This window comes from Streptomyces sp. 11x1 (assembly GCF_032598905.1).
In the GTDB taxonomy this organism is placed as follows: Bacteria; Actinomycetota; Actinomycetes; order Streptomycetales; family Streptomycetaceae; genus Streptomyces.
Genome location: NZ_CP122458.1, coordinates 8,249,742 through 8,268,551 on the forward strand (window position 1 = coordinate 8,249,742; position 18,810 = coordinate 8,268,551).

Annotated in this window: 15 protein-coding genes; 12 read left to right on the forward strand and 3 right to left on the reverse strand. The window is 70.7% G+C overall.

The genetic code is table 11. The features are described 5' to 3' along the window. Positions 1–238: 238 nt before the first annotated feature. The 12 genes from uvrC (at position 239) to pgi (ending at position 14,877) form a co-directional block, all read left to right on the forward strand. Positions 239–2,302, forward strand: a complete 2,064-nt coding sequence (uvrC, locus tag P8T65_RS36165; protein ID WP_316729383.1) for an excinuclease ABC subunit UvrC — start codon at positions 239–241, stop codon at positions 2,300–2,302. Next, entirely contained in the window at positions 2,299–3,369 is a 1,071-nt protein-coding gene (gene rapZ / locus P8T65_RS36170; RefSeq protein WP_316729385.1) for an RNase adapter RapZ, read from the forward strand. Before uvrC ends, rapZ begins: the two co-directional genes overlap by 4 nt. Continuing rightward, on the forward strand, positions 3,366–4,436 hold the full coding sequence (gene yvcK / locus P8T65_RS36175; protein ID WP_316729387.1) for a uridine diphosphate-N-acetylglucosamine-binding protein YvcK: 1,071 nt from the start codon (positions 3,366–3,368) through the stop codon (positions 4,434–4,436). The genes rapZ and yvcK overlap by 4 nt, the downstream gene beginning before the upstream one ends. Then, on the forward strand, positions 4,427–5,416 hold the full coding sequence (gene whiA / locus P8T65_RS36180) for a DNA-binding protein WhiA (protein WP_184895496.1): 990 nt from the start codon (positions 4,427–4,429) through the stop codon (positions 5,414–5,416). Before yvcK ends, whiA begins: the two co-directional genes overlap by 10 nt. Positions 5,417–5,595: 179 nt before the next feature. Next, the gene (locus P8T65_RS36185; protein WP_316729388.1) at positions 5,596–8,550 is read left to right on the forward strand and encodes a M14 family zinc carboxypeptidase; all 2,955 of its coding nucleotides are present in this window, start codon (positions 5,596–5,598) and stop codon (positions 8,548–8,550) included. Between the two features lie 269 nt (positions 8,551–8,819). Next, a complete protein-coding gene (gap, locus tag P8T65_RS36190; protein ID WP_033526621.1) occupies positions 8,820–9,830 on the forward strand; it encodes a type I glyceraldehyde-3-phosphate dehydrogenase in 1,011 nt (336 codons plus the stop codon). Positions 9,831–9,966: 136 nt separating this feature from the next. Beyond that, on the forward strand, positions 9,967–11,178 hold the full coding sequence (locus P8T65_RS36195; protein ID WP_316729390.1) for a phosphoglycerate kinase: 1,212 nt from the start codon (positions 9,967–9,969) through the stop codon (positions 11,176–11,178). A 6-nt stretch (positions 11,179–11,184) separates the two neighbouring features. Next, complete coding sequence (gene tpiA, locus P8T65_RS36200; RefSeq protein ID WP_316729391.1) at positions 11,185–11,961, forward strand: triose-phosphate isomerase; 777 nt, start codon at positions 11,185–11,187, stop codon at positions 11,959–11,961. A 218-nt stretch (positions 11,962–12,179) separates the two neighbouring features. Then, the gene (gene secG / locus P8T65_RS36205; protein WP_029181151.1) at positions 12,180–12,410 is read left to right on the forward strand and encodes a preprotein translocase subunit SecG; all 231 of its coding nucleotides are present in this window, start codon (positions 12,180–12,182) and stop codon (positions 12,408–12,410) included. A gap of 228 nt (positions 12,411–12,638) precedes the next feature. Next, positions 12,639–12,974 (forward strand): RNA polymerase-binding protein RbpA, encoded by a 336-nt coding sequence (locus P8T65_RS36210; RefSeq protein WP_003957010.1) that lies wholly within the window; start codon positions 12,639–12,641, stop codon positions 12,972–12,974. Between the two features lie 39 nt (positions 12,975–13,013). Then, a complete protein-coding gene (locus P8T65_RS36215) occupies positions 13,014–13,148 on the forward strand; it encodes a hypothetical protein (protein ID WP_316729419.1) in 135 nt (44 codons plus the stop codon). 73 nt (positions 13,149–13,221) lie between these two features. Further along, positions 13,222–14,877, forward strand: a complete 1,656-nt coding sequence (gene pgi, locus P8T65_RS36220; protein ID WP_316729420.1) for a glucose-6-phosphate isomerase — start codon at positions 13,222–13,224, stop codon at positions 14,875–14,877. Positions 14,878–14,942: 65 nt separating this feature from the next. Here pgi and fabG read toward each other — a convergent pair whose 3' ends face one another. The 3 genes from fabG to P8T65_RS36235 form a co-directional block, all read right to left on the reverse strand. Next, complete coding sequence (gene fabG / locus P8T65_RS36225) at positions 14,943–15,659, reverse strand: 3-oxoacyl-ACP reductase FabG (protein WP_230214509.1); 717 nt, start codon at positions 15,657–15,659, stop codon at positions 14,943–14,945. Between the two features lie 115 nt (positions 15,660–15,774). After that, positions 15,775–17,340 carry an MFS transporter gene (locus P8T65_RS36230; RefSeq protein ID WP_316729421.1) on the reverse strand — a complete coding sequence of 522 codons (1,566 nt, stop codon included), beginning with the start codon at positions 17,338–17,340 and terminating at the stop codon, positions 15,775–15,777. Further along, complete coding sequence (locus P8T65_RS36235) at positions 17,337–18,806, reverse strand: adenylosuccinate lyase family protein (protein ID WP_316731837.1); 1,470 nt, start codon at positions 18,804–18,806, stop codon at positions 17,337–17,339. Before P8T65_RS36235 ends, P8T65_RS36230 begins: the two co-directional genes overlap by 4 nt. Between the last annotated feature and the right edge of the window lie 4 nt (positions 18,807–18,810).

An 18,810-nucleotide genomic window follows, 5' to 3' on the forward strand; every position in this document is an offset into this window, starting at 1 on the left:
ACGTGCTCTCGACGCACCGGGCACCGACCCGAGTACGTCCGGTACGCGGGTCAGTGCCCGGCACGCCGAGAGCACGCTCCCCCGGTCTCGGCTGCGCTCGACCGGGAGGTACCCCCACGACGCCGCGGGGCCGCCCTTCGGACGACGACGGGAATGTGACGGCAGGGCCTGGGGGCGGGGATCGGCGCTTGTCCACAGGGCGCCCGGGTTGTCACTCCCCGCCAGTAGGGTGTGGAGCATGGCCGATCCCTCCAGCTACCGCCCCAGTCCGGGGCAGATCCCGGACTCCCCCGGGGTGTACAAGTTCCGTGACGAGCACCGCCGGGTGATCTACGTCGGGAAGGCGAAGAGCCTGCGTCAGCGCCTGGCCAACTACTTCCAGGACCTGGCCGGCCTCCATCCGCGTACCCGCTCGATGGTCACCACGGCCGCCTCCGTGGAGTGGACCGTGGTGTCCACGGAGGTCGAGGCGCTTCAGCTGGAGTACTCCTGGATCAAGGAGTTCGACCCCCGGTTCAACGTCAAGTACCGCGACGACAAGAGCTATCCGTACCTCGCGGTCACGATGAACGAGCAGTACCCGCGCGTGCAGGTGATGCGCGGTCACAAGAAGAAGGGCGTGCGGTACTTCGGGCCGTACGCGCACGCGTGGGCGATCCGGGACACCGTCGACCTGCTGCTGCGCGTCTTTCCCGTGCGCACCTGCTCGGCCGGGGTGTTCAAGAACGCTGCCCGCACCGGCCGCCCCTGTCTGCTCGGCTACATCGGCAAGTGCTCGGCCCCCTGCGTCGACCGGATCTCCGCCGAGGACCACCGCGAACTGGCCGACGAGTTCAGCGACTTCATGGCCGGCCGCACGGGCACCTACATCCGCCGCCTGGAGAAGCGGATGACGGACGCGGCCGAGGAGATGGAGTACGAGCGGGCCGCCCGGCTGCGCGACGACATCGAGGCCCTGAAGAAGGCCATGGAGAAGAACGCGGTCGTGCTCGCCGACGCGACCGACGCCGACCTGATCGCCCTCGCCGAGGACGAGCTGGAGGCGGCCGTGCAGATCTTCCACGTCCGCGGCGGACGGGTGCGCGGCCAGCGCGGCTGGGTCACCGACAAGGTCGAGGCCGTCACCACCGGTGACCTCGTCGAACACGCGCTCCAGCAGCTGTACGGCGAGGAGACGGGCGACTCCGTGCCGAAGGAGGTGCTGGTCCCGGCGCTGCCCGACCCCGTCGGACCGGTGCAGGAGTGGCTCACCGAGCGGCGCGGGGCCCAGGTGTCCCTGCGCATCCCGCAGCGCGGGGACAAGAAGGCGCTCATGGAGACCGTCGCCCGCAACGCCCAGCAGTCGCTCGTGCTGCACAAGACCAAGCGCGCCTCCGACCTCACCACCCGCTCCCGCGCCCTGGAGGAGATCGCCGAGGCCCTCGACCTGGACAGCGCCCCGCTGCGGATCGAGTGCTACGACATCTCCCACCTCCAGGGCGACGACGTCGTGGCCTCCATGGTCGTCTTCGAGGACGGACTGGCCCGCAAGAGCGAGTACCGCCGCTTCCAGATCAAGGGCCGGGTCGGGGACACCCAGGTCTGGCACGGCGAGGGCCAGGACGACGTCCGCTCCATGCACGAGGTCATCGCCCGCCGCTTCCGGCGCTACCTCGCGGAGAAGGAGAAGACCGGCGAGTGGGTGGAGGACGAGAACGCCTTCACCGAGGAGGACGGCCGCCCCAAGCGGTTCGCCTACCCGCCCCAGCTCGTCGTCGTCGACGGCGGGCAGCCGCAGGTGGCCGCGGCCCGCCGGGCGCTCGACGAACTGGGCATCGACGACATCGCCGTCTGCGGCCTCGCCAAGCGCCTGGAGGAGGTCTGGGTGCCCGGCGAGGACGACCCGGTGGTGCTGCCCCGCACCAGCGAGGGCCTCTATCTGCTCCAGCGCGTCCGCGACGAGGCCCACCGCTTCGCCATCACCTACCAGCGGACCAAACGCGCCAAGCGTTTCCGGGCGAGCCCCTTGGACGACGTGCCCGGCCTCGGGGAGGCTCGCAAGCAGGCGCTGCTGAAGCACTTCGGCTCGCTGAAGAAGCTGCGTTCGGCGACGATCGAGCAGATCTGCGAGGTACCCGGGATAGGGCGCAAGACGGCCGAGACGATCGCCGCGGCGCTCGCCCGGACGGCTCCGGCCGCCCCCGCCGTGAACACGGCGACCGGAGAGATCATGGAGGAAGAGGAGCCCGGTACGACGGCGGACCCCTCTGGGGAGCCCGTGGCCGCGGGCACCCCGGACCGGCGGCGAGGGCAGGAGACATGACCGAGCACCACGAGCGCCCGGGACTCCCGGAACACGCAGAACCCCCGGAGCGCACAGAGCGTCCAGGACAACAGCACCACGAGCACACAGCGGAGCGCGGGGAAGCCCACAGCGCGGTGGGCGACGATGTCCCCCGGCACCCAGCGCCACAGGAAGACGGAGCACACGTGAGTACGGCCATCGAAACAGCCGGGGTCCCCGAGGCGGCCATCCCCGAGCTGGTCATCATCTCCGGCATGTCCGGTGCCGGACGGTCCACGGCCGCCAAGTGTCTGGAGGACCTCGGCTGGTTCGTCGTCGACAACCTGCCACCCGCCCTGATCCCCACCATGGTGGAACTGGGCGCCCGCTCCCAGGGGAACGTGGTCCGGATCGCGGTCGTCGTCGACGTCCGAGGCCGCCGCTTCTTCGACAACCTGCGTGACTCCCTCTCCGACCTGGAGACGAAGAACGTCACCCGGCGGATCGTCTTCCTGGAGTCCTCCGACGACGCCCTGGTACGCCGCTTCGAGTCCGTGCGCCGCCCGCACCCCCTCCAGGGCGACGGCCGCATCACCGACGGGATCGCCGCCGAGCGGGAACTGCTGCGCGAGCTGCGCGGCGACGCCGACCTGGTCATCGACACCTCCAGCCTGAACGTGCACGAACTGCGCGCCAAGATGGACGCCCAGTTCGCCGGCGAGGAGGAGCCCGAGCTGCGGGCCACCGTCATGTCCTTCGGCTTCAAGTACGGCCTCCCGGTCGACGCCGACCTGGTCGTGGACATGCGCTTCCTGCCCAACCCGCACTGGGTCCCCGAGCTGCGTCCGTACACCGGCCTCAACGAGGAGGTCTCCGCGTACGTCTTCAACCAGCCCGGCGCCAAGGAGTTCCTCGACCGCTACACCGAGCTGCTCCAGATGATCGCCGCCGGCTACCGCCGCGAGGGCAAGCGGTACGTGACCATCGCGGTCGGCTGCACCGGCGGCAAGCACCGCTCGGTCGCCACCTCCGAGAAGCTCGCCGCCCGCCTCGCCTCCCAGGGCGTCGAGACCGTGGTCGTGCACCGGGACATGGGGCGCGAGTGACCGGACGTGCTGCTCTGCGGTTGGGCAGACTGCGCCGCGTCACCCCCGAGGGCCGAGCGGGCCAGCCCGCCGAGGCCCGCGGGGCCAAGCCGCGCCGCCGGGGCGCCCAGCCCAAGGTCGTCGCGCTCGGCGGCGGCATGGGCCTGTCGGCCTCGCTCGCGGCGCTGCGCCGGATCACCGGCGACCTCACCGCCGTCGTCACCGTGGCCGACGACGGCGGCTCCAGCGGACGCCTCCGGGACGAGCTGGGCGTCCTGCCTCCCGGCGATCTGCGCAAGGCGCTGGCCGCGCTCTGCGGCGACGACGACTGGGGCCAGACCTGGGCCCGCGTCATCCAGCACCGCTTCCAGTCCCAGGGCGACCTGCACGAGCACGCGGTCGGCAATCTGCTGATCGTCGCCCTGTGGGAGCAGCTCGGTGACCACGTCCAGGCCCTCGACCTGGTGGGCAGGCTGCTGGGCGCCCAGGGCCGTGTCCTGCCCATGTCGGCCGTACCGCTGGAGCTCCAGGCCCTGGTCAAGGGTCACGACCCCGCCCGCCCGGACGAGGTCGACACCGTGCGGGGGCAGGCGACCGTCGCGCTCACGCCCGGCGAGGTGCAGTCCGTGCACGTCGTGCCGCACGACCCGCCCGCCGTGCCGGAGGCCGTGGCGGCGGTCCGCGACGCCGACTGGGTGGTCCTCGGCCCCGGCTCCTGGTTCTCCTCGGTGATCCCGCACCTGCTCGTGCCCGAGCTGCTCGACGCCCTCACCGAGACCAAGGCCCGGCTCGTGCTGTCGCTGAACCTCGCCCCGCAGCCGGGAGAAACCGATGGCTTCTCCCCGCAGCGTCATTTGGAGGTTTTGGCACGACACGCCCCTAAACTCGCCCTGGACGTGGTGCTGGCCGACGAGGCCGCCGTGCCCGACCGCGACTTGCTGACCGACGCCGCCAAACGGTTCGGCGCCGCGGTCGAGCTGGCGCCGGTGGCCCGGACCGACGGATCTCCGCGGCATGATCCGGAGCTGTTGGCCGCCGCGTACGACCGTATTTTTCGGATGCATGGAAGGATCGGCCCATGGCGATGACGGCAGCGGTGAAGGACGAGATCTCCCGGCTACCCGTCACCCGGACCTGCTGCAGAAAGGCGGAGGTCTCGGCGATCCTGCGGTTCGCGGGCGGGCTGCACCTGGTGAGCGGCCGCATCGTGATCGAGGCGGAGCTGGACACGGCGATGGCGGCCCGCCGCCTCAAGCGGGACATCGCGGAGATCTTCGGCCACGGCTCCGAACTGATCGTGATGGCGCCCGGCGGTCTGCGCCGCGGTTCCCGTTACGTCGTCCGGGTGGTCGCCGGCGGTGACCAGCTGGCCCGTCAGACCGGCCTGGTGGACGGCCGGGGCCGCCCGATCCGCGGTCTGCCGCCCCAGGTGGTCTCCGGCGCCACCTGCGACGCGGAGGCGGCCTGGCGCGGCGCCTTCCTGGCCCACGGCTCGCTCACCGAGCCCGGCCGCTCCTCCTCCCTGGAGGTGACCTGCCCGGGCCCGGAGGCCGCCCTCGCGCTGGTCGGCGCCGCCCGCCGGCTGTCGATCGGGGCCAAGGCCCGCGAGGTGCGGGGCGTGGACCGGGTCGTCGTACGGGACGGGGACGCCATCGGCGCGCTCCTGACCCGGCTCGGCGCCCACGAGTCGGTGCTGGCGTGGGAGGAGCGGCGGATGCGCCGCGAGGTCCGGGCCACCGCGAACCGGCTCGCCAACTTCGACGACGCCAACCTGCGCCGCTCGGCCCGTGCCGCTGTCGCCGCCGGTGCCCGGGTCGGCCGCGCCCTGGAGATCCTCGCCGACGACGTCCCCGAGCACCTCGCGGCCGCCGGACGGCTGCGCATGGAGCACAAGCAGGCCTCCCTGGAGGAGCTGGGCGCGCTCGCCGACCCGCCGCTGACCAAGGATGCCGTCGCGGGCCGGATCAGGCGGCTGCTCGCCATGGCGGACAAGCGCGCGTCGGACCTCGGCATCCCGGGGACCGAGGCCAGCATCACCGAGGAGATGGCCGAGAATCTCGTGGGCTGACACAACGCCCGGAGACCTCAACTCGCCGGTGCCGAAGCTCACTTGGGGCTGTCGGCACCGGCTTCCGGCTTTCTGCGTGAATTCCGTGATTGGCTGGTGGGGCCTCCTTGACTTGTCCCAGATCTGACATGAGCCTGGCGTCTGTTCGCTACTGGGGCGAACCACTGCAAGGGGGGCTCATGAGACGAAGAGCGAGATCGATCCTCGCTGCCGGCGCGCTCCTGCTGGGCGGTGGTGCGGGACTCGCACCGCTCGCTCAGGCGGCCGAGAACGACGGCTCGGACGCGGAAGAGGTCAAGGTCTTCCGGGCCGAGGTGACGAAGAAGCAGATACCGCTGCTGCTCGCGGCCGGGCAGGACGGTCACGAACTCAGCGAGCAGGCGCCGGAGAAGGGCACCGCCTCGGTCGAGGTCTACCTCACCGACAAGCAGGCGGACGCCCTGGAGGAGCAGGGCGTCGAGCTGACGGAACACCGCCTCAGCAGCAAGGCCGAGGCGCGCGTCGAAGCCGCGGGCGACGGGGTCTACCGCCCCTACAGCGGCGCCGGCAACCTCAAGGAGGAGATCCTCCGGACGGGTCAGGAGCACCCCTCCCTGACCAAGGTGGTCTCCCTCGGCAAGTCCCTGCGGGGCCAGGACATCCTCGCGGTCAAACTGACCAAGAACGCGAAGAAGACCAAGGACGGCGCCAAGCCGTCGGTGCTGTACCTGTCCAACCAGCACGCCCGTGAGTGGATCACGCCGGAGATGACCCGGCGCCTGATGCACCACTACCTGGACAACTACAAGACGGACAAGCGGATCAAGAAGATCGTCGACTCCACCGAGCTGTGGTTCGTGATCTCCGCCAACCCGGACGGCTACGACTTCACCCACCGGGCCGACGGCAATCGCCAGTGGCGCAAGAACCTGCGGGACGTCAACGGCGACAACGCCATCACCGTCGGCGACGGCGTCGACCTCAACCGCAACTTCGCCTACAAGTGGGGCTACGACAACGAGGGTTCCTCCCCGTTCCCCACCAGCGAGACCTACCGCGGCGACGGCCCGAACTCGGAGCCCGAGACCAAGGTCCTGGACGCCTTCGAGAAGCGCATCGGCTTCGAGTACGGCATCAACTACCACTCGGCCGCAGAACTCATCCTCTACGGCGTCGGCTGGCAGGTGGCCAGCCCCAGCCCGGACGACGTGCTCTACAAGTCGCTGGCCGGCACCCCGGAGAACCCCGCGATCCCCGGCTACCACCCGCAGCTCTCCTCCGAGCTGTACACGACGAACGGCGAGGCGAACGGCCACGCCTCCAATGTCAACGGCGCGGCGTTCTTCACCCCCGAGATGTCGACCTGCCAGACCGCGTCGAACATCGACCCGGACGACGCCTGGAAGCCCGAGGACTGCGCCTCGGTCTTCACGTTCCCGGACGACGAGAAGCTGATCCAGCAGGAGTTCGAGAAGAACATCCCGTTCGCGCTCTCCGTCGCCGAGTCCGCGGTCAAGCCCGACCAGCCGAAGTCCTCGGTCGGCATCGGCGCCCCCGACTTCACCCCGGCCGCCTTCACCACGTCGTACTCGCGCGGCGCCGACCAGACGATCTCCGTCGTCGCCCGCAGGTCCGTGCGCGACAAGGAGCTGAGGTACCGGATCAACGGCCGCGGTCCCACGTACGACCAGACGCTCAAGGCATGGAAGGGCGGCGAGACGTTCGGCGGCGCCGACAACCTGTACTTCGACGAGTACCGGGCCAAGGTGCAGGACGGCGAGCCGGGCGACAAGGTCGAGGTCTGGTTCACCGGTGAGACGAAGAGCGGCAAGCCCACGAAGAGCGAGCGCTTCACCTACACGATCGCCGAACGCCCCAAGGCCGACACGCTCGTCGTCGCCGAGGAGGGCGCGACCGCGACCCAGACGCAGGTCTATGTGGACGCGCTGAAGGCCAACGGCAAGAAGGCGCTCGTCTGGGACGTCGCGACGCAGGGCGCGCCCGACGCGCTCGGCGTACTGAAGCACTTCAAGCAGGTCGTGCACTACACGGGCGCCGTCCGGCCGGGCGTCGCCACCCAGCTCGCCCTGCGCGCCTATCTCAACGAGGGCGGCAAGCTGATCGAGGCGGGCGAGAGCGCCGGCGGCGCCGTCGACCTCGGCGGCGGCACCCTGTCGAACGATTTCAGCCAGTACTACCTGGGTGCCTACAGCCGTACCTCCCTGCCGAACGCCACCGCCTTCGCCGGTCTCGCGAAGCTCGACGGCTTCTCGGGAACCCTCGGCGACGCGCCCGGCAACCCGCTGAACACCGCCGGATCGTTCGGCGTCACCTCCGACGCGCTGCCCGTGGAGACGTTCCCGCAGTTCAAGAGCGCCGGCGCGGGCCAGTACCCCGGGACGGTCAACCCGTACGGTCCGTACGAGGGCGCGTCCATGGCGGCCGCCACGCACACCGACTACGCCTGGAACCGTCTCACCCGCACCGTCGACCTCACCTCGGTCACCGCGGCGGACAAGCCGACCCTGCGCACCCAGCTGCTGTGGAGCACGGAGGAGGGTTACGACCACGCCCTCCTGGAGGCGCACACCGTCGGCGCGGACGACTGGACGACGCTGCCGGACACCGGCGGCGCCACCTCCACCGCCGTGCCCACCGAGTGCGAGGCCGGGTTCTTCGTCCAGGGGCACCCGGCGCTGAAGCGGTATCTGACCGTGGGCTCCGGGGGCTGCACGCCCAGCGGCACCAGTGGCGCCTGGAACAGCTTCACCGGGGCCTCGGACGGCTGGCAGCAGGTCGAGTTCGACCTGTCCGCGTACGCCGGCAAGAAGGTCGAGGTGTCGCTCAGCTATGTCACCGACCCCGGCAGCGGTGGTCGCGGTCTCCTCGCCGACAACGCCACCGTCGTCATCGGGGGCGCGCCCGGCGCGGTCGAGGGCTTCGAGACGTCGCTCGGCGCCTGGAGCACCCCCGGCCCGCCGGCGGGCAGCCCGGCCGTCGTGAAGGACTGGGGACTGTCGGGTGAACTGTTCAAGACCTTCGGCGCGGTCACCACGGACGACACGGTGCTGCTGGGCTTCGGTCTGGAGCAGGTCGTCTCGGCGGCCGACCGCAAGGCGCTGCTCGGCAAGGCTCTGGCGGCGTTGAAGAACTGAGCGCCGACTGGGCCGAACGGCCGAGGAACGACCTCGCGGGCGGCCCTCCGGGCGTCTGAAATCAGATGATCGGGGGGCCGCTCAAAAGGTAATCACCTTGTAAAACCCGGGCGGTCCGTACCCCTACCGGCGAGTACGGACCGCACCGGCATGTATAGGGCATCTCGATGTCACTCGACGGGTGTCGGGGAGGTAGGGTCGTAGGCGGTCGGGGACATCCCATACAGCTCGCCGGCACTGAGCCGGCGTACCAACGAGGAGATCGGTTCGTGACGATCCGCGTAGGCATCAACGGCTTTGGCCGCATCGGTCGTAACTACTTCCGCGCGCTGCTGGAGCAGGGTGCGGACATCGAGATCGTGGCTGTCAACGACCTGGGTGACACCGCGACCACCGCTCACCTGCTGAAGTACGACACCATCCTGGGCCGTCTCAAGGCCGAGGTGTCGAACACCGCCGACACGATCACCGTGGACGGCCACACCATCAAGGTCCTCTCCGAGCGCAACCCCGCGGACATCCCGTGGGGCGAGCTGGGCGTCGACATCGTCATCGAGTCCACCGGCATCTTCACGAAGAAGGCCGACGCCGAGAAGCACCTCGCCGGCGGCGCCAAGAAGGTCCTCATCTCGGCTCCGGCCAAGGACGAGGACATCACCATCGTGATGGGCGTCAACCAGGACAAGTACGACCCGGCGAACCACCACGTCATCTCCAACGCCTCCTGCACCACCAACTGTGTGGCGCCGATGGCCAAGGTCCTCGACGAGAACTTCGGCATCGTCAAGGGTCTGATGACGACGGTCCACGCCTACACCAACGACCAGCGCATCCTGGACTTCCCGCACTCGGACCTGCGCCGCGCCCGCGCCGCCGCCGAGAACATCATCCCGACCACCACGGGTGCCGCGAAGGCCACCGCGCTGGTCCTGCCGCAGCTCAAGGGCAAGCTCGACGGCATCGCGATGCGCGTCCCGGTCCCGACCGGCTCGGCCACCGACCTGGTCGTCACGCTGCAGCGCGAGGTCACCAAGGACGAGGTCAACGCCGCGTTCAAGAAGGCCTCCGAGGACGGCGACCTCAAGGGTTACCTGGCCTACACCGAGGACCCGATCGTCTCCTCGGACATCGTCAGCGACCCGGCCTCCTGCACCTTCGACTCCTCCCTGACCATGGTCCAGGAGGGCAACTCGGTGAAGATCCTCGGTTGGTACGACAACGAGTGGGGCTACTCCAACCGCCTCGTCGACCTCACGGTCTTCGTCGGCGGCCAGCTCTGATCGGCAGAGCGGGCACTTCCGTGTGAGAGCAGGGCTCGGGCGGCGCAAGGACGCGTCGTCCGAGCCCTGACTCACGTACACAAGCTGTTCCTCCTACGATCACGAGCACCACAAGTCCTCCTCGGGAGCCCTCTCCATGAAGACGATCGACGAGCTCCTCGCCGAGCCAGTCGCCGGCCGGCGGGTCTTCGTCCGCGCCGACCTCAACGTGCCGCTCGACGGCACCACCATCACCGACGACGGCCGGATCCGCGCCGTCCTGCCCACCGTGAAGGCACTCGCCGAGGCGGGCGCGCGCGTCGTCGTCGCCTCCCACCTGGGCCGCCCCAAGGGCGCCCCGGACCCGGCCTTCTCCCTCGCCCCGGCCGCCGCCCGCCTCGGTGAACTTCTCGGCGCCGACGTGGCGTTCGCGACCGACACGGTCGGCGAGTCCGCCACCGCCACGGTCGCCGGTCTGACCGACGGTCAGGTCGCGGTCGTCGAGAACCTTCGCTTCAACGCCGGCGAGACGAGCAAGGACGACGCCGAGCGCGGCGCCTTCGCCGATCAGCTGGCCGCCCTCGCGGACGTCTACGTCGGCGACGGCTTCGGCGCGGTGCACCGGAGGCACGCCTCGGTCTTCGACCTCCCGGCCCGGCTGCCGCACTACGCCGGGTACCTCATCGCCACCGAGGTCGGCGTCCTGAGGAAGCTCACCGACGACGTCCAGCGGCCCTACGTGGTCGCCCTCGGCGGCGCCAAGGTCTCCGACAAGCTCGCCGTCATCGACCAGCTGCTCGGCAAGGCCGACCGCATCCTCATCGGCGGCGGCATGGCCTACACCTTCCTCAAGGCCAAGGGCTACGAGGTCGGCAGCTCGCTCCTGCAGGAGGACCAGCTCGACGCGGTCACCGAGTACCTGGAGCGGGCGGAGAAGACCGGTGTCGAGCTGGTCCTGCCCGTCGACGCCGTCGTCGCGCCCGCCTTCCCGGACCTGAAGAGCAAGGCCCCGGCCGACGCCACCTCGGTCGCCGCGGACGCCATGCCGACCGGACAGATGGGCCTGGACATCGGTCCGGAGTCCGCCACGCTGTACGCCTCGAAGATCGCGGACGCCGCCACCGTCTTCTGGAACGGCCCCATGGGCGTCTTCGAGCACCCCGATTTCGCCGAGGGCACCAAGGCCGTCGCCCAGGCGCTCCTCGACTCGGACGCCTTCACGGTCGTCGGAGGCGGCGACTCCGCCGCGGCCGTACGGATCCTGGGCTTCGACGAAAACGCATTCGGCCACATCTCTACCGGTGGCGGCGCCTCCCTCGAATACCTCGAGGGCAAGACGCTCCCCGGCCTCGCCGCACTGGAGGACTGACCCTCAATGAGCACGCGTACGCCCCTGATGGCGGGCAACTGGAAGATGAACCTCAACCACCTCGAGGCCATCGCGCACGTCCAGAAGCTCGCCTTCGCCCTCGCCGACAAGGACTACGAGGCCTGTGAGGTCGCGGTCCTGCCGCCCTTCACCGACCTGCGCTCGGTCCAGACCCTGGTCGACGGCGACAAGCTCAAGATCAAGTACGGCGCCCAGGACCTCTCGGCCCACGACTCCGGCGCCTACACCGGCGAGATCTCCGGCCCGATGCTGGCCAAGCTCAAGTGCACGTTCGTGGCGGTCGGCCACTCCGAGCGCCGCCAGTACCACGACGAGACCGACGAGATCGTGGGCGCCAAGGTCAAGGCAGCCTTCAAGCACGGCCTCACCCCGATCCTGTGCGTCGGCGAGGAGCTGGAGGTCCGCGAGGCGGGCAACCACGTCTCCCACACCCTCGCCCAGGTCGAGGGCGGCCTGAAGGACGTACCCGCCGAGCACGCCGAGACCGTCGTCATCGCCTACGAGCCCGTCTGGGCCATCGGCACCGGCAAGGTCTGCGGTGCCGAGGACGCCCAGGAGGTGTGCGCGGCCATCCGCGGCAAGCTCGCCGAGCTGTACGACCAGGAGCTCGCCGACAAGGTCCGTATCCAGTACGGCGGCTCCGTCAAGGCCGGGAACGTCGCCGAGATCATGGCCCAGGCCGACATCGACGGTGCCCTCGTCGGCGGTGCCTCGCTGGACGCCGACGAGTTCGTCAAGATCGTGCGCTTCCGCGACCAGTGAGTCGCCGGGGCGCGGCCGGTGTCGACGAGCCGAGCGCGCGGAGGCCCGAAGGGCTGAGCACGGTCGGCTCGTCGACACCGGATCGGAGCGCCCCGGCGGCGAACCGAAGACCAGTGAGTAGGCGGTAGCAGCGAGACGTCGTACTCTTGCGGGGACCGGCCGCCGCGGCCGGTCCCCGCAGTCCATCAGAATCCGAGGAAGTTGGTCCAGCCGTGGTTATGGGGTTCTCGATCGCCCTGATCGTCTTCAGCCTGCTGATGATGCTGCTGGTGCTGATGCACAAGGGCAAGGGCGGCGGCCTCTCCGACATGTTCGGTGGCGGTATGCAGTCCTCCGTCGGCGGCTCCTCGGTCGCCGAGCGCAACCTCGACCGGATCACCGTCGTGGTCGGTCTGCTCTGGTTCGCGTGCATTGTCGTACTCGGCATCCTGATGAAGGTCAACAACTGACCCTCAGGCCGACACCGGCGAACAACGCGTCACGGACGCACCATTCCGCACGTAAAGCCCCATGCCGGGTACGCGACTTCAAGCGCGGCCTATCATGGGGCTTGCGTCTGTGGGCGGGATGTAACTCCAATCACTGGACGCGCGTTGGGCCTTACGTAGACTGAGGCGCTCGCAGCGAAGCGAAACGCCGACTCGCTTCGCCGCACCATCACGCAGGGAGTTACGACCGTGGCAAGTGGCAACGCGATCCGAGGAAGCCGGGTCGGGGCGGGGCCGATGGGCGAAGCCGAGCGCGGCGAGTCCGCACCCCGGCTGCGCATCTCCTTCTGGTGCTCCAACGGACACGAGACCCAGCCGAGCTTCGCCAGCGACGCACAGGTCCCCGACACCTGGGACTGCCCGCGCTGCGGCTTCCCGGCCGGACAGGACCGGGACAACCCGCCGGACCCACCGCGCACCGAGCCCTACAAGACGCACCTCGCGTACGTCCGCGAGCGGCGCAGCGACGCGGACGGCGAAGCGATCCTCGCCGAGGCGCTCGCCAAACTGCGGGGCGAGATCTAGGCAGTACACCGGCCGGGCACCCAGGGTGCCCGGCCGGATGTGTTCGGGGCGGTCGACCTGCTCGCCGTCGCCTTCTTCGTCCTGTCCGTCGTCGCGCTGACACCGGTGCTCCAGGCGGACGTATCTGTTGTTGTGCCGTACGACCGGAGTACGACAGCTTGTGTTCCGTCGTGATCAATTAGGTTGGAACGGCAGCGGGGCAAGGTACGCAGGCAGGACCAGGTAGGAAAGAAGGCTGAAGTCCGAGATGAACGCAGAAAGCCGTACCAGGCTCAACCAGACGCCCGAGTGGACCGCGCTGGCCGAGCACCGGGAGCAGCAGGGCGACGTCCAGCTGCGTGAGCTGTTCGCGGCCGACCCGGGGCGCGGCGCCGGGTACACACTGGAGGTCGGCGATCTGCACGTCGACTACTCCAAGCATCTGGTCACCGACGAGACGCTGCGGCTGCTGCGCGAGCTGGCCGCCGCGACCGACGTGTTCGGGCTGCGGGACGCCATGTTCCGCGGCGAGAAGATCAACACCACCGAGGACCGTGCCGTCCTGCACATCGCGCTGCGCGCCCCGCGCGACGCGGTCATCGAGGTCGACGGCGAGAACGTGGTGCCCGGCGTGCACGCCGTGCTCGACAAGATGGCCGGCTTCGCCGAGCGCATCCGCTCCGGTGAGTGGACCGGCCACACGGGCAGGCGTATCAAGAACGTCGTCAACATCGGGATCGGCGGCTCCGACCTCGGCCCGGCGATGGCGTACGAGGTGCTGCGCTCCTGCACCGACCGCGATCTGACGGTCCGCTTCGTGTCCAACGTGGACGGGGCGGATCTGCACGAGGCGGTGCGGGACCTGGACGCCGCGGAGACGCTGTTCATCATCGCCTCCAAGACGTTCACCACGATCGAGACGATCACCAACGCGACCTCCGCGCGCGACTGGCTGCTCACCGAGCTGAAGGCCGGCCCCGAGGCTGTCGCCAAGCACTTCGTGGCGCTGTCGACGAACGCTCAGAAGGTGTCGGACTTCGGTATCGACACCGCCAACATGTTCGAGTTCTGGGACTGGGTCGGCGGCCGCTACTCGTTCGACTCGGCGATCGGGCTGTCCCTGATGATCGCGATCGGTCCCGACCGCTTCCGGGAGATGCTCGACGGGTTCCACCTCGTCGACGAGCACTTCCGCACGGCACCCGCCGAGTCCAATGTGCCGCTGCTGCTCGGCCTGTTGGGGATCTGGTACGGCAACTTCCACGACGCCCAGTCGCACGCGGTGCTGCCGTACAGCCACTACCTGTCCAAGTTCACGGCCTACCTCCAGCAGCTGGACATGGAGTCCAACGGCAAGTACGTGGGCCGGGACGGGGTGCCTGTGGAGTGGCAGACCGGGCCGGTGGTCTGGGGCACGCCCGGGACGAACGGGCAGCACGCGTACTACCAGTTGATCCACCAGGGCACCAAGCTGATCCCGGCGGACTTCATCGGGTTCGCCGAGCCGGTCGCCGAGCTGAGCGACACGCTCAAGGCCCAGCACGACCTCCTGATGGCCAACTTCTTCGCCCAGACCCAGGCACTGGCCTTCGGCAAGACGCCGGACGAGGTGCGGGCGGAGGGCGTGCCGGAGGAGCTGGTGCCGCACAAGACGTTCAAGGGCAACCACCCGACGACCACGATCCTGGCCAAGGAGCTGACCCCGTCGGTCCTCGGTCAGCTCATCGCGCTGTACGAGCACAAGGTGTTCGTCCAGGGCGCCGTCTGGAACATCGACTCCTTCGACCAGTGGGGGGTCGAGCTGGGCAAGGTTCTCGCCAAGCGCGTCGAGCCGGCCCTCACGGAAGGCGCCGAGGTGCCGGGTCTGGACGAGTCCACGAAGGCCCTGGTCGCCAAGTACCGGGCGCTGCGCGGTCGGAGCTAGCGGGATGGGGGTGGGGAAACGGGCGGCCGCGCGTCGCCCGCTTCCCCACCCGGTTCCGGTGGGCCTCAGTGGCCCATGCCGGCGCCCCCGTCGACCGGGATCACGGCACCGCGTACGTAACCCGCGCCGGCCAGGAAGGCCACCGCCTCGGCGACCTCCTCCGGGGTGCCCAGGCGCCCGGCGGGGGTGGTGCTCAGCAGTGCGCGGCGCTGTTCCGGGGTGAGGGCGCGGCTCATGTCCGTGTCGGTGAGCCCCGGGGCGACGACGTTGCAGGTGATGTCCCGGGGACCGAGCTCCCGCGTGAGGGAGCGGGCGAAGCCGACCAGGCCGGCCTTCGCCGCCGCGTAGTTGGTCTGGCCCGGCGAGCCGTTCAGGGCGGCCGTGGACGAGATCAGCACGATCCGGCCGTGGCCCACGCGCAGCATGCCGCGCACCGCGCGCTGCGCGACCCGGAAGGCCCCGGTGAGGTCGGTGTCGACGACGGAGGTGAAGTCCTCCTCGGACATCCGCAGCAGCAGCCGGTCCCGGGCGGCGCCGGCGTTCGCGACCAGAACGGTGACCGGGCCGTGGGCCGTCTCGGCCTCCTTGAAGGCCTGGTCGATCAGGCCGCCGTCGGTCACGTCGCACCGTACGGAGAGGAAGCCCTCGGAGGCGGGCGGCGCCTCGTTGCGGTAGGTCACCGTCACCCGGTCTCCGGCCCCGGCGAAGCGGCGGGCTATGGCGAGTCCGATTCCTCTGTTGCCACCGGTGACGAAGACCGAGCGGGGGGTGGGCCGTGCCATGAGGTGCTCCCTTCTGTACGTGCGGGGGCTCAGGTCGTCGATGTGCCTGGGTCGATGTGCGTGGTTCGGGTTCGTCCGTGTACGTGGCCCGGGTTCGTCCGTGTACGTGCGGAGCTCAGGTGCGTTGTCGGGGGTGGCCCGGCGGGGAGCGCAGGCCCGCCACCGCCACCGCGCAGCCGACGAGGGCGAGGGCGGCGACGGAGAGCGTTGCCGCGTACATGGCGTCGAGGAAGGCGCGGTCGGCCGTGGTCGCCAGGGAGGGCAGGTTCAGGGAGTCGGCCAGGGAGCGGGCGGCCTCGGCGGAGGTGCGGGCCTGTTCCTCGGCGGCCGGTGACAGGCCCTGTGCGGGGGAGGGCAGTTCGGCGTCGGCCATCCGGTGCCGGTAGACCGCCGAGAGGATCGAGCCGGCCATGGCCACGCCGAGGGTGCCGCCCACCTGCCGGGTGACGCTGTTGACGGCGGAACCGGCGCCGGCGAGCTGGGGCGGCACCCCGCGCATCATCACGGCCGTGACCGGGGTGCCGACCAGGCCCATGCCGAAGCCCTGGATCCACAGCAGCGCGGCGACGCACCAGAGCGGGGTCCGCCCGTCGAGCCAGGCGTACGCGACATAGGTGACGGCGGTGGCCAGGACCCCGATGGCGACGGTCCAGCGGGCCGACAGCAGACGGCTCAGCGTCGGCGAGGCCTGGCTGCCCAGGACGATGCCGATCGCGGCGGCGATCATGACCGTCCCGGCGTCGGCGGGGGAGAGGCCCCGGGGGCCCTGGAGATAGAAGGCCGCGTAGAACAGATGACCGGCCAGCGCCATGAAGGCGATCAGCAGGACCACGCTGCCGGCCGTGAAGCCGGGCTGCCGGAACAGCCGCAGATCCAGGCTGGGCGTCGCGGACCTGCGCTGACCGGCGACGAAGACGGTCAGCACCACACCGCCCAGCACCAGGGGCAGCAGCACGTGCGGGCCGTACCAGGCGCTGCCGCCGCCGAGTTCGATGATGCCGTAGACCACCCCGCCCAGGCCGAGCACCGACAGGACGAGACCGGGCAGGTCGAGCACACGGCGTCGGGAGCCGCCCAGGTCGGGGACGACGGCCAGGACCGCCGGCAGGCACAGGGCGACGATCGGCACGTTGACCAGGAACACCGAGCCCCACCAGAAGTGGCTGAGCAGCGCCCCGCCCGCGACCGGGCCGACGGCCACGCCGAGACCGCTCGACGAGCTCCAGATCGCGATCGCCCGGGTGCGCTTCTCCTCCGGGGTGCTCTGCACGATGACCGTCAGCGTCGCGGGCATCAACAGGCCGCTGCCCGCGCCCATGAAGGCGCGGGCCACGATCAGCCACGCCGGGCTGTCCACGAACGCGCCCGCGCCGGATGCCACACCGATCAGCCCGAGCCCGGCGAGCAGGGTGTTCCGGGGGCCGAAACGGTCCGCGAGCGCGCCGCCCGCGAACAGGGTGCAGGCCACGACCAGGGTGTAGGCACTCGCCACCCACTCCAGCTCGCCGGGGGTGGCGCCCAGGCCCGCCACCGGGTCGGCGAGCGTGGTGACGGCGACGTTGAGGATCGAGGTGTCCAGCCAGATCAGCATCTGCGCGCAGACCACGACCACCAGGACCGGCCAGGAGCGGGTGGGTGGGGCGACTTCCGGGGTCCCGGTCGTCCGGCTCACGGTGCTCACAGGGTTCCTCCGCCGGTCGTCTCGTGGTCGCGCACGCCGTCGTATCTGCGCAGGGCGCGGTCGATCAGGGCGTCGGCCGCGCCGGTGTAGCGGGCCGGGTCGAGCAGTTCCGCCAGCTGGGCGGAGGGCAACCGGGCGGACAGCTCGGGGTCGGCGATCAGCAGCTCGCTCAGGGGTCGGCCGGTGTCGGCGGCCTCGGCCGACGCGGCGGTCAGCAGCTTCTTCGCGCGGGCCTTGCCGAGCGCCGGGGCCAGGGCCACGGCCAGCCGTTCGGCGACGATGGCACCTCCGGTCAGATCGAGGTTGGCCCGCATGCGCTCCGGGTGGACGACCAGGCCCTCCGCCAGCTCGACGGCGGTGTGCGCGGCCCCGCCCGCCAGCCGCAACGCCTCCCGCAGCGGCTGCCATTCGGCGTGCCACGCCCCGGCGGGCCGTTCGTCCTCGGCGAGCAGACACTGCGCCAGCACGAGCGCGTGCGCGGGTACCTGCCGGGCGGCCGACACGATCAGCGTGGCCAGCGCGGGATTCCGCTTCTGCGGCATGGCCGAGGAGGCCCCGCGCCCGGCCGCCGCCGGCTCGGACAGCTCACCGATCTCGGTACGGGACAGCGTCTGCACGTCCAGCGCGAACTTCCCGAGCGCTCCGGTGACGAGCTGCAGCACGGCCCCGAGTTCGGCGACGGGGGTGCGGACGGTGTGCCAGGGGAGGGTGGGTTCGGCGAGGCCCAGAGCCGAGGAGAAGGGGCCCAGCAGCTCCAGACCGCCCGCGTCGGGGGTGCGATCAGCCCTCGCGGTCCCCCCGCGGCCGTCCGTCTCCCGGCGGACCGCGCGGTCCACCGCCGCATACTCCCGGTACGCGGCCAACGTCCCACCCGCTCCGCCCAGTTGCGCCGGAAGCCCGGACGCCACCGCCCGCACCCGCACCGTCGCGTCGACCACCAGCTCCAGCCACCCCGCGGCCTTCAGCCCGAAGGTCGTCGGCACGGCGTGCTGGGCCAGGGTGCGCCCGGCGAGGACGGTGTGCCGATGGGTGTCGGCCAGTGCGGCGAAGGCCGCGGCGACACGTGACAGATCCCCGCCGATCAGCCCGAGGACCCGGCGGGCGACCACCATCGCCGCCGAGTCCAGGATGTCCTGACTCGTGGACCCCCGGTGCACATACTCCGCGGCGCCCGGATCCTGCGCGGCGACGACCTCGGTGAACGCGGTCACCAGCGCGACCACCGGATTGGCGGCGGCCCGGGCGGCACGGGCCAGGGCGGGCAGGTCGAGCCGTTCCACCCGGGCCGCCGAGGCGATCGTCTCCACCACGGCCGCCGGTGTCAGCCCGACCGCGTGCTGGGCGCGGGCCAGCGCCACCTCGGCGTCCAGCATGGCCTGCAGCCACGCCTCGTCGGTCACCTCCGCCGCGGCGGGCGTACCGGCCCAGGTGGGGGCGAGCAGGCCCGCGTCGGTGCCCACGGACATCGCG